Source organism: Novosphingobium sp. Chol11, from assembly GCF_900218065.1.
Lineage (GTDB): Bacteria > Pseudomonadota > Alphaproteobacteria > Sphingomonadales > Sphingomonadaceae > Sphingobium > Sphingobium agri.
The window spans coordinates 222,720-235,648 of sequence record NZ_OBMU01000001.1; the positions used below are offsets into that span (position 1 = coordinate 222,720).

Below are 12,929 nucleotides of genomic sequence, written 5' to 3' on the forward strand. Positions count from 1 at the left end.
CGCGCCCGTCCCGCCGCCCAGCCGAGCAGCGCCGCGCCGCCCAGCACCGCCGCCGCGATCAGGAAGGCGCTGCCGATGAAGGGCAGCGCCGGCCGCTCACCCACCGATATGGAATAGATCGCGCCGAAGAAGATCGGGGAAAGGACCCCAGCGATTGATCCCACACTGTTGTTCGCGCCCTGCAATTGCCCCTGTTCGGACTCGGACACGCGCTGCGTCATCAGCGACTGGATGGTGGGCATTGCCAAGCCCCAAAAAGCGCTGGGGAATACAGCCGCGATGAATAGCTCTTCGGTGGGCGCGAGGCCCATCATCGCCAGGCCCAGCGCGCCAAAAGCAAGGCCGATCACCATCGTCCGCCGATCGCCCAATCGCTTCGTCACCGGGCCGACGAGCAGCCCCTGTACGCTCATGTCCAGCGCGCCGACCAGCGCGAACAACGTGCCGACCTGCCATGGTCCCCATCCATAGCGATCGCCTGCATAGAGCACGAACACCGCCGAAAACAGGTGATGGGCGAAATGGAGCAGGAAGTTGACCGTGGCGAGGCTCGACAGTTCGGGATGCGACCGCAGCAGCCTCAACGCGCCAAACGGATTGGCCCGCTTCCACGAAAAGGCCATCCGCTTCTCAGGCGCCAGCGACTCAGGCAAGACGATCAGGCCATAGAGGAAGGCGAGGGCGGAAAATCCCGCCGCTGCCCAGAATGGCGCCCGCACCGAAATTTCGCCCAGCATGCCGCCCAGCAGGGGCCCGGCGACGAACCCGCCGCTGAACGCCGCGCCGATCAGGCCATAGCCGCGCGCCCTTCTTTCGGGCGGCATGATGTCGGCCATATAGGCGAAGGTCGATGTGAAGCTGGACGACGTTACGCCCGCCAATATGCGTCCCAGCGCCAGCCACCACAGATTGGGCGCGAGCGCCATCAGCAGGAAGTCGAGCGCCAGCCCAGCCACCGAAATCAGGATCACTGGCCGCCGCCCGAAACGATCGGAAAGCGACCCGATGATGGGCGAACACAGGAACTGCATCACCGCCCACAGCGCGACCAGCACGCCGTTCCACAAGCCGATATTATTCGTCGATCCCGTCAGCTCCTCGATCAGCTGGGGCACGACCGGGATGACGATGCCCATCGACATCACATCCAGCAGCGCCGTCAGCAGAATGAAGACGATCGCAGCAGTGCGGGGAGGGGCGGGGGTTGACGACATGATGGCCCGCCTACCCGATTCCCGCCCCGCGTGGAACCGCCGGAAGCAAAATGGGCGAAATTTCCGAATTGGACTCGAAAGTTCGTGTGAGATGCGTCGGGGCAGCAGGACCGGATCGCTTCCTGCCCCTAGCTTTTGACGCCGCTATCGCGCGGAGGCCCCACGAGGGATATTCAATTTGACGATGCGGCCATTCTCGACCGAGCAGGTGAAGTGGAGCGTCTTGCCATCGGTCGCGCGCCAGCTGGATCGGGCGTCGATGTCCCCCTCCACCTCATAACCGTCGCGGCTTTCCCGCGGCTCCTGCACTTGCCGAACCTCCGCAAAGCCGCCGTCCCGCTCTGCCTCCTCGCGCGCGGCAACCGCGCATTCGGTGGTGGCCTCTTCCCGCTCCCGATCCGCCCAGGCGTCCTGCGTTGGTGCCGAGGGATCGGCATCACGCCCGGCTCTCGCATCGGTCTGCGCCTGCTCATACGGCTCACCGGTGACGTCGGAAAAATCATCATCCGCGCGGGGCTGCGTTGACGGCCTGTTGTCCCGCTGCGCTCCTTCGGCAAGGTCGTCATCCGCGTAACCCTCATCCTGCGGCTGGCGGTCGTCGGCTTGTGGGTATCCGTAGTCCGATCCCTGCCCAGACTGGGCCATGGCCGCGCCGTTCACCAGCAATGCCGCGCCCAGCATCGCTCCCGTCATCCACCCCGCCTTGCCGTTCATGCCATCGCTCCTCTCCAGATGCGCCGCTGGTCTAGGCTTCCCCGGCTGTCACATGGCTGAACGCAGCCCACGGCTCGTCGCGGTTATCGGGATGGCAAAGGCATAGCCTCCGTCCTGTACCTTCGATCAGCTCGTCCACCGGCCTTCCCGCTCATGGCCAGCCGGAACGCGCATATTTCCTCCTTTCTCGCCCCAAAAAACAAAACAGGCCGCGGCTTCATCGAGCCGCAGCCTGTTTCTCAATCCATCAGCCCGCTTTCAGGAAGCGCGCCCTTGCCTCTGATCAGGCCGCTTCCAGCTCGTCCGCATCAGCGTTCTGAACCGGGCCCGAATCCTTGCCCTTGGCATCGACGTCGCGATCGACCAGTTCGATGATCGCGATCGGCGCAGCGTCCGAAGCGCGAATGCCGGCCTTGATCACGCGGGTGTAGCCACCGTTGCGATCCTTGTAGCGCTCGGCCAGGACCTCGAACAGCTTCGTCAGCTGCGTGTCGTCCTGCAGACGGGCATGGGCCAGACGGCGGTTCGACAGGCCACCCTTCTTGGCGAGGGTGATCAGCTTTTCGACGTAGGGACGCAGTTCCTTCGCCTTGGGCGTGGTCGTCAGGATCTGCTCATGCTTGATGAGCGAAGCGGCGAGGTTGCGGAGCAGCGCGTTGCGATGCCCGGCGCTGCGCTGCAGCTTACGATGACCAACCTTGTGACGCATAAGTCTTTCCTTCCGTTCGTTAAGGGCCCGTATGAGGTAGCCCAGACCAGGCGGTGTTAAGGGCCACCGCCCACCAGCCCATTTTCGTCATCCCAGCGGAAGCTGGAATCTCGCGCCGCTAGGTCGCCCGTAGCGGCCTGAGGCCTCGTAGGGAGGCACGTGACTCCTGCGACATCCGCTGGGGCGACGGGTCGGATTTAACCCAGCAGCTCCTGTTCGAGCTTCTTGGCCATTTCCTCGATATTTTCCGGCGGCCAGCCGGGAATGTCCATGCCCAGGCGCAGGCCCATGGACGACAGCACTTCCTTGATTTCGTTCAGCGACTTGCGGCCGAAATTGGGGGTGCGCAGCATCTCGGCTTCGGTCTTCTGAACCAGATCGCCGATATAGATGATGTTGTCGTTCTTGAGGCAGTTGGCCGAACGGACCGACAGTTCCAGTTCGTCCACCTTCTTGAGAAGATAGCGGTTGATCTGGTTGGTGTCGCTCTCGCCTTCCGCGGCAGCCGAAGCAGCAGCGCCAGCAGCCGGAGCGGCGACGGGCAGGGCGTCTTCGAAGTGGACGAACAGCTGCAACTGGTCCTGCAGGATGCGGGCGGCATAGGCCACTGCGTCTTCCGGCGTGACGGTGCCGTCGGTTTCGACGGTCAGCGACAGCTTGTCATAGTCCAGTTCCTGGCCGACGCGGGTATTGTCCACCTTGTAGGCGACCTGGCGAACTGGCGAATAGAGCGCGTCGATCGGGATCAGGCCGATCGGCGCATCGGCCGGACGGTTGGCGACGGCGGGGACATAGCCCTTGCCGACGTCGGCGGTCAGTTCCATGTTCAGCGTCGCGCCCTGGTCCAGGTGGCAGATCACCAGGTCGGGGTTCATCACTTCGATGTCGCCGACGGTGGTGATGTCGCCCGCGCGCACTTCGGCGGGGCCGGTCGCGGACAGCTGGAGACGGCGAGGGCCATCGCCTTCCATCTTCAGCGCGACCTGCTTGATGTTGAGGACGATGTCCGTCACATCTTCACGCACGCCGGCCAGCGACGAGAATTCGTGGAGCACGTTCTCGATCTTGATCGAGGTGACCGCCGCGCCCTGGAGCGAGGACAGAAGAACCCGGCGCAGCGCGTTGCCGAGCGTCAGGCCGAAACCGCGCTCCAGCGGCTCGGCAACGAAGGTCGCTTTGCGCCTGCCGTCGCCCGCCGCCTTGATCTCAAGGCTGTTGGGCTTCTTCAATTCCTGCCAGTTCTTCATGTTGACAGTCATGTATTTCCCCTGGGGATGAGGCCGGAACGTTTGAAATCCTGAACCCGACAGGACCGCCCGGCGATGTAAACGGGTAAACGGGCGGCGCGTCCGCCGCCCGGAAAACGCAAGCCCGGCGGTTAGACGCGGCGGCGCTTGGAAGGACGCACGCCATTGTGCGGGATCGGCGTCACGTCGCGGATCGATGTGATGTGGAAGCCGACGGCCTGCAGGGCGCGCAGAGCCGATTCACGGCCCGAACCCGGACCCTTCACTTCGACTTCCAGGGTGCGCACGCCATGTTCGGCGGCCTTGCGGCCCGCGTCTTCGGCGCAAACCTGCGCGGCGTACGGGGTCGACTTGCGGCTGCCCTTGAAGCCCATCATGCCGGCCGAGGACCAGCTGATCGCATTGCCCTGGGCGTCGGTGATGGTGACCATCGTGTTGTTGAAGCTGGCGTTGACGTGTGCGACGCCGGCCGAGATGTTCTTGCGCTCGCGCCGCTTAATGCGCTGGGGTTCGCGTGCCATGTTGCTCTATCCTACTGAAATCGTTGAAAGCGGAAGTGACCGGAGGACCATGCCGAAGGGCTGGCCCTCAACGATTACTTCTTCTTGCCGGCGATCGGCTTGGCCTTGCCCTTGCGGGTGCGCGCATTGGTGTGCGTGCGCTGGCCGCGAACCGGCAGGCCCTTACGGTGACGCAGACCGCGATAGCAGGCGAGGTCCATCAGGCGCTTGATGTTCATCGCGGTTTCGCGACGCAGATCGCCTTCCACCGTGTGATCGGCGTCAATGGCTTCGCGGATCTGCAGGACTTCGGCGTCCGAGAGGTCCTGAACGCGGCGGCTGTGGTCGATGCCCAGCTTGTCGGCGATCGCGACCGCGGTGTGGCGGCCGATGCCGTGGATGTAGGTGAGCGCGATGATCACGCGCTTGTTGGTCGGGATGTTGACACCCGCAATACGTGCCATGGTAATCTGTACTCCTGCTCCACAGGGCGGTTGGCGCCACCCCATCTCAAAGCGTCCGGGCCGAGCCCTAGAAGGACTGCGGCCGATTCGATAGACCCCGAGACGCAAAAAAGACGGCCAGTGCCATGCACTGCCGCTCACCAGCGTGTCCGGGATGGCTGTGCCCCTAGCGATTCGCCGGGAAACTGTCAATCGGCGAGCGCCTCATGACCGGGTGTTCTGGATGGCGCACTGCCACTCCCCTCCCGCAGGCGTTCAAACGAGGCGCGTGACTCGTTTGAAGGGTAGGGGGGGCTAGTGCAACGCTGATGCGATGAAAAGAACCTCGCTCCCGCTCTCGCCACCCTCGGCTGCGGCGGGGTGGATGTTCCTTCCCTCCCATCTCGCAACCCACCAACAGAAAAATGCTTTTCCCGGTTGAACCCGTTCCGTGCCCTCGGGCATTGAGGGACCCATGCGTACGATCCCCGCCTCCGCCGCCCTTGCATCCCTGCTCCTTCTCCCCGCTTGCGTCAGCGCCCCTGACGCGCCGCCTCCACGGCAAGCAGTCCCGCGCCCGTCGCCGCCGCCCTCGGCCAGCGCGCCTCTGCCGACACCTGCGTCGGTCGAATGGCGATATCGCCCGGCAACGCCCGGCACATGGAGCTACCGCGCCGAGGGCTCAGGTTCCGTCGCCGCTTTCTCCAGCCCCGCATCGGGCACGCTGCTGTCTGTCCGGTGCGATCCCGCTGCCGGGCGCATCAGCGTCCTGCGCACGGGGGCAGGGCAGGGGAGCCTCACGATCCGCACCAGCTATGGCGCGACCAGCTGGCCCGCCACACCGGGCGGCACCGGCACGCTGGCCGTTCGCGCCGCGAGCGACACCGTCCTTGATCAGATCGCATACAGCCGTGGCCGCTTTGCCGTGGAGGCGCAGGGGCTCGACACCTTGATCCTCCCCGCTTGGGCAGAGGTCGGCCGCGTCATCGAAGACTGCCGCCGCTAAAGAGCGGATCAGTCTCTCACCGCATCATCTTGTGGGGAAATCATCGCCAAAGCACCAGATCGGCTTTTCAGGCGGACGCGCAAGTATGATTCGAAAAAAGAAATTTACAAGTCTTGATCGTGCGTCCCGTCTGATTCACAGTCCGTTTCGTGGCCAGGTGAAAGGTCGATTTTGAGCCGGGTCGCACGGGCTTAAACAAGCGAAAGGAGGTGATCCGATGTCTCATGGTTCAGCAGTGAGGTCGGTCAAGTCCATTCGGGAAGCGCGCCGCTGAGCGACGTCATAACGTCGGTTTTTGCAGACATCGAAACAGCCTCCGCCGCGACATGTCGCGAACGGGCGTTCCTTGTCCGCCAAGATAGCGCGATCAACGTTTCCCTTGGGCCGCACTTCCGGCCACTGTGACCATGTCAATGATGGGCCGCTGGGTCGATCTGCCCAGCGGCCCCTCTCATTTATGGAATTTAGTTGCAAACGAGCGAAGCGATGGCGGGAGAGGGGGCAACGCTCAAGACGCTCCCAACTACCGCTCCACCCCCTTAACCTTCCCCCATGTCCTCGCCGCGGTATATCCAAGATAGCCCGTACCGAACAACGCATAGAGCGGCTCAGGCAATGCCTCGAAATAGCCCCGCATCGCCCGGACGATCGCCACCGCTCCGTCCGGCCAGACCCCGCCGATCAAGCCCACCGGCACCGACCAGAGCAGCAGGCCATACATGACGTAGAGGAAGGCAGGCCGCGCCCGCAACGTCCAGCGATCGGCCTGCCCGTGCACATGGCGCCTAACCAACGCGGTTCGCCAGCCAGCCGTAGAGAAAGGCTTCGTTGGCGGGCCTGCTCTCCGCCAGCGCCAGATAGCGCTCCCCCTGCAACGCCTCGATCGCCGTCAGCAGCACCTTCTCCCCAGCCTTGCCGCGCAAGGCCATGAAGGCCTTCAACGCCGTCAACGTCTTTGCGCCGATGACGCGGTCGACCTTGAGGTCCGGATAATCCTTCTGGTTCCGATTCAGCGCGTTAAGCGCCCGCTGCAGGAAGCTGGTCGCCGTCGCCGCGCCCATGTTGACCGCGCTGTCGAACAGTTCGGCGGCAATCTCCGGCACTATCTCCGCGACGAAGGCATAGCCTGGCCTCTCCCAGTAGAGCCGCCGGTAGATGCTCTCCGCCAGCGCGCGGGGCAGCCGCCGCATGTCGCCCGCATAGCCGTTGGCGCGCGCGACTGCTTCCGTGATCCCGAAATTGGTGGCCCCACCGCGATCTGCCGGATGGTGACTGAAGCCGCCCTCGCGCGCGATCACCTCGTCGATCAATGCCGCAATATCCATCAACCCGCCTCCTTCATCGAATGAGGCAGGGCATTTATCCCATCTGGTTAGCTGTAGGACAGCGCAAAATCGCTCGCCACGCTAAAAATAGGAAAAATAGGAAAGGGCACGAAGCACGGAGCCGATTTCGGAAATCGGCTTTTCTCGCTACTTCATTCATGAATTTTGGTCGGGACGAGAGGATTCGAACCTCCGACCCCCACACCCCCAGTGTGATGCGCTACCAGGCTGCGCTACGTCCCGACCGGAGCGGCGGCACATAGAAGCAGTTTTCAGAACATGCAAGCCTTTCAGCAAAGCCTTTTCGCCGCTTTCTTCCTTCCCTAATGATATTGCCTCCCTGTCCCGATCTGTGTTAGCCGCGCGCCCTTGATCCGCAGGCATTTGCCTGTCTGCGGCCGGACAAGAGAATAAGGCGATAGTCCCATCATGTTCATTACCCCAGCCTTTGCCCAGACCGCGGGCGAGCAGTCTTCCGGCGCATCCATGCTGGTGCAGATGGCGCCGCTCGTTCTCATCTTCGTCGTCTTCTACTTCCTCCTGATCCGCCCCCAGCAGAAGCGGATGAAGGAGCATAAGGCGAAGATCGACGCGGTGAAGAAGGGGGATCAGGTCGTCACCGGGGGCGGCCTGGTGGGCAAGGTGGCCCGCGTCGATGAATTTTATGTCGATGTCGAGCTCGCGCCGGGCATGAAGGTGAAGGCTGTCAAGTCGATGCTCACCGATGTCGTCGACCCGGCCACCGCCAAGCCAGCGAACGACTGACCGCCCGATGCTGAACTTTTCGCGCTGGGCTGTCGCGGCAATCCTGCTGCCCCTGGTTATCGGTATCGTCTGCGCAATCCCCAGCTTCCTGCCCGATGCGGCGGTGCAGCGGCTGCCCGGCTTCATGCAGACCCGGGTGAACCTTGGTCTTGACCTCTCCGGCGGCAGCCATCTTCTGCTCGAAGCATCGACACAGGACGTCGCGAAGCAGCGCCTCGCCAATATGGAAGAGCAGGTCCGTACCGAGCTTCGCCGTGGTACGCCGCGCATCGCGATCGGTGATATTTCCAGCCGTGACGGCAAGCTCAGCTTCATGGTGCGCGATCCGTCGCAGGTTGATGCCGCGGTCGAGCGCATCCGACCGCTGACGCAGGGCGCGGGACTGACCGGCCAGCGCGACTTCAATGTCGAGGTCGTGAACAGCTCGACCATTGTCATCACGCCAACCGACGCCGGGATCGACAATGCGGTCAAGAGCGCCATGGAAGTGGCGACCGAAGTCATCCGCAAGCGCATCGACGAAATGGGCACGCGCGAGCCGACCATTCAGCAGCAGGGTGGCAATCGCATTGTCGTGCAGGTGCCTGGGCTTCAGAACCCCAAGGCGTTGAAGGACCTGCTCGGCCAGACCGCCAAGCTGGAATTCAAGCTGGTGGATACCAGCGCCAACCCGTCGGATGTCGCGCAGGGCCGCGCACCTGTCGGCAGCGAAGTGCTGCCTTATCCCAATAATCCCTCAGGGATTCCGGCCATCGCGGTCAAGCGACAGGTCATGGTATCCGGCGAGGACCTGACCGACGCCACGCAAGGATATGACCAGAGCAACCAGGCAATCGTCAATATCCGCTTCAACGGGTCAGGTGGGCGCAAGTTCGGTCAGGTGACGTCGCAAAACGTCAACCGTCCTTTCGCGATCATCCTTGACGGCACTGTATTGTCTGCGCCGAATATCAACGAGCCCATCCTCGGCGGCTCTGCCCAGATCAGCGGCAGTTTCACCGTCGAAAGTGCGAACCAGTTGGCCATCGCCCTGCGATCGGGCAAGCTGCCTGTTGCTCTGACCGTGGTGGAAGAGCGCACGGTAGGTCCGCAATTGGGTGCCGATTCGATCCGGGCGGGTTTGCTGGCATCGGTTATCGCCGTGGCCGCGGTCGCTGGGTTCATGTTCGTCAGCTACGGTCGTTTCGGCATGTATGCGAACCTCGCCGTCGCCATCAATGTGCTCGTGATCCTTGGCGTCATGGGCATGCTGGGAGCGACATTGACCCTGCCGGGGATCGCGGGCTTCGTGCTCACCATCGGTACGGCCGTGGACGCCAACGTCCTTATCTACGAACGCATCCGGGAAGAGAGGCGTCGTGGGCGCGGCGTCGTTCAGGCGATCGAGTTCGGCTATAAGGAAGCCAGCCGCACCATCTTCGAAGCGAACGTCACCCATGCGATCGCAGGAGGCATCATGCTCGCGCTTGGGTCAGGGCCGGTCAAAGGCTTCGCGATCGTTCTGCTGATCGGCATCGCGACCAGCGTGTTCACCGCCGTGACCTTCACCCGCCTGCTCGCGTCCCGCTGGCTTCGCGCCAAGCGTCCGACCGAGATCCATATCTAAGGGGCCGGGAGAGAACCCATGAAACTTCTAAAGCTCGTCCCCGACAACACGAATATCGGCTTTGTGAAGCTGCGCCATTGGGCTTTCGCCCTGACGGCTTTGCTTACCCTTCTCGCGGTAGGCGCGACGATCCATCGCGGCCTCAACCTTGGCGTCGATTTCGTCGGCGGCCTGATGATCGAGGCCAAGTTCCAGCAGCCTGCCGAACTGGACCGGGTTCGCACGACGATCGACAGGCTTGGTGTGGGAGACGGATCGCTCCAGCAATTCGGTGATCCCAAGACGGTGCAGATCCGCCTTCCCCTTCCAGAAGAAGGTGGCGCGGGTGCGGCCAACGCGATTGTCGAGAAGGCGCGCAAGGCGCTCAGTGCGGAGTTCCCCGGCGTCGCCTTCTCCCGTTACGACACCGTGTCGGGCAAGGTTTCGGGCGAGCTGATCCAGAATGGCGTGCTGGCCGTCATGCTCGCGGTGATCGGGATCGCGATCTTCTCCTGGTTCCGCTATGAATGGCAGTTCGGCGTCTCCACCTTTGTCGCGATCATGCACGACGTGCTGATGACGCTCGGCTTCTTCGCGATCACCCAACTGGAATTCGACCTCAACATCGTTGCGGCGGTCCTCACGATCGTCGGCTATTCGATCAACGACAAGATGGTGATCGACGACCGCATCCGCGAAAATATGCGGAAATATCGCAAGATGGACATGAAGGCGTTGATCGATCTGTCGGTCAATGAAACGCTGCCTCGCACGGTGATGACATCGGTCACGATCATGTTGGCATTGGGCGCCCTGCTGCTCTTCGGTGGTCATGTGCTGCGTGGTTTCACCGCTGCCATGATGCTGGGCATCGTGGTCGGCACTTACTCTTCGGTCTATGTGTCCTCCTCGCTCCTGATCACGCTGGGCCTGTCGCCGCAGGTGGGAGAGAAGAAGGCGAGCAAGACGAATATCGCAGCGCAAGCCGAACGCATGGGTCCGCGCGACGACGGGGCGCGGCCCTGACCGACAAGCGCACCGGCATCGAACTGCGCCGCGATGACTCGGGGCAGGGGCCGATCGTTACCGGTTTTTCCGGCAAGGGCTTTCGCGTCAAGGACGATGTCTTTCCGGACGGGCTGCTGCTCACCCCGGCTCGGGCCTTGCGATGGAGCGATGCTCCTGCGCCTGAACAACTGACGCTTGCTGTCTTGGGCGATCTGCTGACGATCGATCCGCTGCCTGAATTTCTGTTGCTCGGGACTGGATCGGGCTTGCGCCAGCCACCGCGCGCCTTCGTGCGCGAACTGGAAAATATGGGCATTGGCGTCGAAGCGATGGACAGCCGCGCGGCGGCTCGCGCGTGGGGCGTGTTGCGCGCCGAGGAGCGCTGGATAGTGGCGGCTCTCCTGCCACTTTGACGGGCGGCACTCGTCCGCACCTCTATGTCATTGGATTTCTGGCCCCGTCTTGCGCTTTGCGTGGCATCCGCATAGTCTGACGTCAAGTTCCGTCACCTGTCGGTGGCGGCGAAGAAGAAAAGTGATCCGGCCATGGTGCAGCAAAGCCGCCCATCGCCGCAGAGTTCCGGTCCCGCCGGGGGCGCTTCGGGCAAGAACGCTCGTTCCGGCCAGGGTAATGGGAGCAAGGCTGCGGCCATACCTCCCCCGTCAAAGCAGCGGGGCTCATTGCCTCATCCATCGCGAGGGCGGCGTTCCTATGCGGCGATCGATCTCGGCACGAACAATTGCCGCCTGCTGATCGCCAAGCCCTCTGCAGATGGCTTCATCGTTGTCGATGCCTTTTCACGGATCGTCAGGCTGGGTGAGGGGCTGGCCGCTACGGGCCGGATCAGCGATGCTGCCATCGAACGCGCAATCGCGGCACTCTCGGTTTGTGCTGACAAGTTGCGGCGCAGGCATGTGACGCTGGCGCGATCCGTCGCGACCGAAGCATGTCGCCGCGCAGCCAACGGCGCGGAGTTCATCCAGCGCGTCTATCGGGAGACGGGGATCGCTCTCGACATCATCAGCGCGCAGGAAGAGGCGCGGCTGGCAGTCATGGGCTGTCACGCACTGCTTGAGCCCGGCGATGGCCCTGCCTTGATCTTCGATATAGGCGGCGGGTCGACCGAACTCGTTCTGGTCGACGCAAACAGGGAAGGTGCGCCGCACATCGTCGATTGGGTCAGCGCGCCTTGGGGCGTCGTTTCCCTTACCGAAAGCGAACTGTTCGATCATGCAGATCAGAGCGAGCGCTTGGCGGCATATGCGCGAATGCGGTCGCGGGTGGCGGAAGCCTTTGCGCCTCTCGCCCGCCGCTTGCCGCAAGCCGATTGTTCGATGCGCCTGCTCGGCACGTCGGGCACGGTGACGACTCTGGCGAGCGTCCATCTTAATCTGCCGCGCTATGACCGGCAGGCGATCGACGGGCTGATCGTGCCTTCGACGTCAATGCGATCGATCTCCAGCAGATTGTCCACCATGTCGCTCGCCGAACGGCAGAAGCTGCCTTGCATCGGATCGGAACGCGCCGACCTTGTGGTGGCCGGATGCGCGATCCTTGAATCGATCCTTGATATATGGCCCGCCGAGAGGTTGGGCGTCGCTGATCGCGGTATTCGCGAAGGTATATTGCGCGGCCTGATGGATCGCGATGGAGCAATGATGTGAGAGGCGGGGGAGCCGGCAAGGTTCGGGTCAAATCGGCCAAGGGACGGACGGCGCAATCGACGCGCTGGCTCGAGCGGCAGTTGAACGATCCCTATGTTCGCAAGGCGAAGGCGGAAGGCTGGAGAAGCCGGGCTGCCTTCAAGCTGATTGAACTTGATGAAAAGTTCCACTTCGTGAAGGGCTCTCGCGCGGTAGTCGATCTGGGGGTAGCGCCGGGGGGGTGGGCACAGGTGGTGCGCAAGCTGTCGCCCAAGGCCAAGGTTGTGGGGATCGACCTGTTGCCGACGGACCCGATCCCCGGCGTGACCTTGTTCGAAATGGACTTCATGGATGACAAGGCGCCTGTTGTTCTCGCCGAAGCGCTAGGCGATGCACCCGATCTTGTGATTTCAGACATGGCCGCGAATACCGTGGGTCATGCGCAGACAGATCATTTGCGCACCATGGCCCTGGTCGAAGCAGCGGCATGGTTTGCCGTGGAAAATCTCCGCAAAGGCGGCACCTTCGTCGCGAAGGTGTTCGCGGGCGGCACGGATGCCGATCTGCTGGCGGTGTTGAAGCAGCATTTTACGACGATCAAGCATGCCAAGCCGCCCGCCAGCCGCAAGGGCAGCGTGGAATGGTATGTCGTCGCACAAGGGTTCAAGGGGCGGGCCGGCGAGCAGGGTTGACGCTGCTCTAGAGTGCGCTGCGTTCAATCGGAGGCAGGCCGCGCGCGTTAGTTTTTGTTATCGCATCGTTTTAAGCTC

15 protein-coding genes and 1 tRNA gene are annotated in these 12,929 nt (G+C 63.0%); 7 read left to right on the top strand and 9 right to left on the bottom strand.

The window, feature by feature from the left end; translation table 11 throughout:
• The 6 genes from NCHOL11_RS01050 to rpsM all read right to left on the bottom strand — a co-directional run.
• Positions 1 to 1,214 (bottom strand): TCR/Tet family MFS transporter (locus tag NCHOL11_RS01050; RefSeq protein ID WP_097090685.1); only part of this gene is annotated, 1,214 nt, incomplete at its 3' end.
• 144 nt (positions 1,215 to 1,358) lie between these two features.
• Positions 1,359 to 1,928, bottom strand: coding sequence for a hypothetical protein (locus NCHOL11_RS01055; protein WP_097090686.1), 570 nt, complete (start codon positions 1,926 to 1,928; stop codon positions 1,359 to 1,361).
• A gap of 283 nt (positions 1,929 to 2,211) precedes the next feature.
• Positions 2,212 to 2,637 (bottom strand): 50S ribosomal protein L17, encoded by a 426-nt coding sequence (rplQ, locus tag NCHOL11_RS01060; protein ID WP_097090687.1) that lies wholly within the window; start codon positions 2,635 to 2,637, stop codon positions 2,212 to 2,214.
• A 197-nt stretch (positions 2,638 to 2,834) separates the two neighbouring features.
• On the bottom strand, positions 2,835 to 3,896 hold the full coding sequence (locus tag NCHOL11_RS01065; RefSeq protein WP_097090688.1) for a DNA-directed RNA polymerase subunit alpha: 1,062 nt from the start codon (positions 3,894 to 3,896) through the stop codon (positions 2,835 to 2,837).
• A gap of 119 nt (positions 3,897 to 4,015) precedes the next feature.
• Positions 4,016 to 4,405 (bottom strand): 30S ribosomal protein S11, encoded by a 390-nt coding sequence (gene rpsK, locus NCHOL11_RS01070; protein ID WP_004208752.1) that lies wholly within the window; start codon positions 4,403 to 4,405, stop codon positions 4,016 to 4,018.
• 74 nt (positions 4,406 to 4,479) lie between these two features.
• A complete protein-coding gene (gene rpsM / locus NCHOL11_RS01075; RefSeq protein ID WP_097090689.1) occupies positions 4,480 to 4,848 on the bottom strand; it encodes a 30S ribosomal protein S13 in 369 nt (122 codons plus the stop codon).
• Positions 4,849 to 5,302: 454 nt separating this feature from the next.
• On the opposite strand from rpsM, the gene NCHOL11_RS01080 reads away from it, so the two are divergent.
• Positions 5,303 to 5,833, top strand: a complete 531-nt coding sequence (locus NCHOL11_RS01080) for a hypothetical protein (RefSeq protein ID WP_097090690.1) — start codon at positions 5,303 to 5,305, stop codon at positions 5,831 to 5,833.
• Between the two features lie 523 nt (positions 5,834 to 6,356).
• Here NCHOL11_RS01080 and NCHOL11_RS01085 read toward each other — a convergent pair.
• The 3 genes from NCHOL11_RS01085 to NCHOL11_RS01095 form a co-directional block, all read right to left on the bottom strand.
• Positions 6,357 to 6,626: a 3TM-type holin gene (locus NCHOL11_RS01085; RefSeq protein WP_097090691.1), complete on the bottom strand. Its 270-nt coding sequence runs from the start codon at positions 6,624 to 6,626 to the stop codon at positions 6,357 to 6,359.
• On the bottom strand, positions 6,619 to 7,158 hold the full coding sequence (locus NCHOL11_RS01090; protein ID WP_097090692.1) for a glycoside hydrolase family 108 protein: 540 nt from the start codon (positions 7,156 to 7,158) through the stop codon (positions 6,619 to 6,621). Before NCHOL11_RS01090 ends, NCHOL11_RS01085 begins: the two co-directional genes overlap by 8 nt.
• Positions 7,159 to 7,324: 166 nt before the next feature.
• Positions 7,325 to 7,401 (bottom strand) — tRNA-Pro (locus NCHOL11_RS01095).
• A gap of 186 nt (positions 7,402 to 7,587) precedes the next feature.
• Between NCHOL11_RS01095 and yajC the strand changes: the two genes are divergently transcribed.
• From yajC to NCHOL11_RS01125, 6 genes are all read left to right on the top strand, one after another.
• Positions 7,588 to 7,923 (top strand): preprotein translocase subunit YajC, encoded by a 336-nt coding sequence (yajC, locus tag NCHOL11_RS01100; protein ID WP_097090693.1) that lies wholly within the window; start codon positions 7,588 to 7,590, stop codon positions 7,921 to 7,923.
• Between the two features lie 7 nt (positions 7,924 to 7,930).
• Positions 7,931 to 9,529: a protein translocase subunit SecD gene (secD, locus tag NCHOL11_RS01105; protein ID WP_097090694.1), complete on the top strand. Its 1,599-nt coding sequence runs from the start codon at positions 7,931 to 7,933 to the stop codon at positions 9,527 to 9,529.
• A gap of 18 nt (positions 9,530 to 9,547) precedes the next feature.
• On the top strand, positions 9,548 to 10,534 hold the full coding sequence (secF, locus tag NCHOL11_RS01110; protein WP_097090695.1) for a protein translocase subunit SecF: 987 nt from the start codon (positions 9,548 to 9,550) through the stop codon (positions 10,532 to 10,534).
• Positions 10,535 to 10,587: 53 nt separating this feature from the next.
• Positions 10,588 to 10,929: an MTH938/NDUFAF3 family protein gene (locus tag NCHOL11_RS01115; RefSeq protein WP_097090696.1), complete on the top strand. Its 342-nt coding sequence runs from the start codon at positions 10,588 to 10,590 to the stop codon at positions 10,927 to 10,929.
• A gap of 132 nt (positions 10,930 to 11,061) precedes the next feature.
• Positions 11,062 to 12,180 carry a Ppx/GppA phosphatase family protein gene (locus NCHOL11_RS01120; RefSeq protein WP_097092639.1) on the top strand — a complete coding sequence of 373 codons (1,119 nt, stop codon included), beginning with the start codon at positions 11,062 to 11,064 and terminating at the stop codon, positions 12,178 to 12,180.
• Complete coding sequence (locus NCHOL11_RS01125) at positions 12,177 to 12,851, top strand: RlmE family RNA methyltransferase (RefSeq protein WP_097090697.1); 675 nt, start codon at positions 12,177 to 12,179, stop codon at positions 12,849 to 12,851. Before NCHOL11_RS01120 ends, NCHOL11_RS01125 begins: the two co-directional genes overlap by 4 nt.
• Positions 12,852 to 12,929 lie beyond the last annotated feature (78 nt).

Coding starts and splice junctions, on each gene's coding strand:
- NCHOL11_RS01055 (WP_097090686.1), bottom strand. CDS start 1,928: ATGAACGGCAAGGCGGGGTGGATGACGGGAGCGATGCTGGGCGCGGCA.
- rplQ (WP_097090687.1), bottom strand. CDS start 2,637: ATGCGTCACAAGGTTGGTCATCGTAAGCTGCAGCGCAGCGCCGGGCAT.
- NCHOL11_RS01065 (WP_097090688.1), bottom strand. CDS start 3,896: ATGACTGTCAACATGAAGAACTGGCAGGAATTGAAGAAGCCCAACAGC.
- rpsK (WP_004208752.1), bottom strand. CDS start 4,405: ATGGCACGCGAACCCCAGCGCATTAAGCGGCGCGAGCGCAAGAACATC.
- rpsM (WP_097090689.1), bottom strand. CDS start 4,848: ATGGCACGTATTGCGGGTGTCAACATCCCGACCAACAAGCGCGTGATC.
- NCHOL11_RS01080 (WP_097090690.1), top strand. CDS start 5,303: ATGCGTACGATCCCCGCCTCCGCCGCCCTTGCATCCCTGCTCCTTCTC.
- NCHOL11_RS01090 (WP_097090692.1), bottom strand. CDS start 7,158: ATGGATATTGCGGCATTGATCGACGAGGTGATCGCGCGCGAGGGCGGC.
- yajC (WP_097090693.1), top strand. CDS start 7,588: ATGTTCATTACCCCAGCCTTTGCCCAGACCGCGGGCGAGCAGTCTTCC.
- secD (WP_097090694.1), top strand. CDS start 7,931: ATGCTGAACTTTTCGCGCTGGGCTGTCGCGGCAATCCTGCTGCCCCTG.
- secF (WP_097090695.1), top strand. CDS start 9,548: ATGAAACTTCTAAAGCTCGTCCCCGACAACACGAATATCGGCTTTGTG.
- NCHOL11_RS01120 (WP_097092639.1), top strand. CDS start 11,062: ATGGTGCAGCAAAGCCGCCCATCGCCGCAGAGTTCCGGTCCCGCCGGG.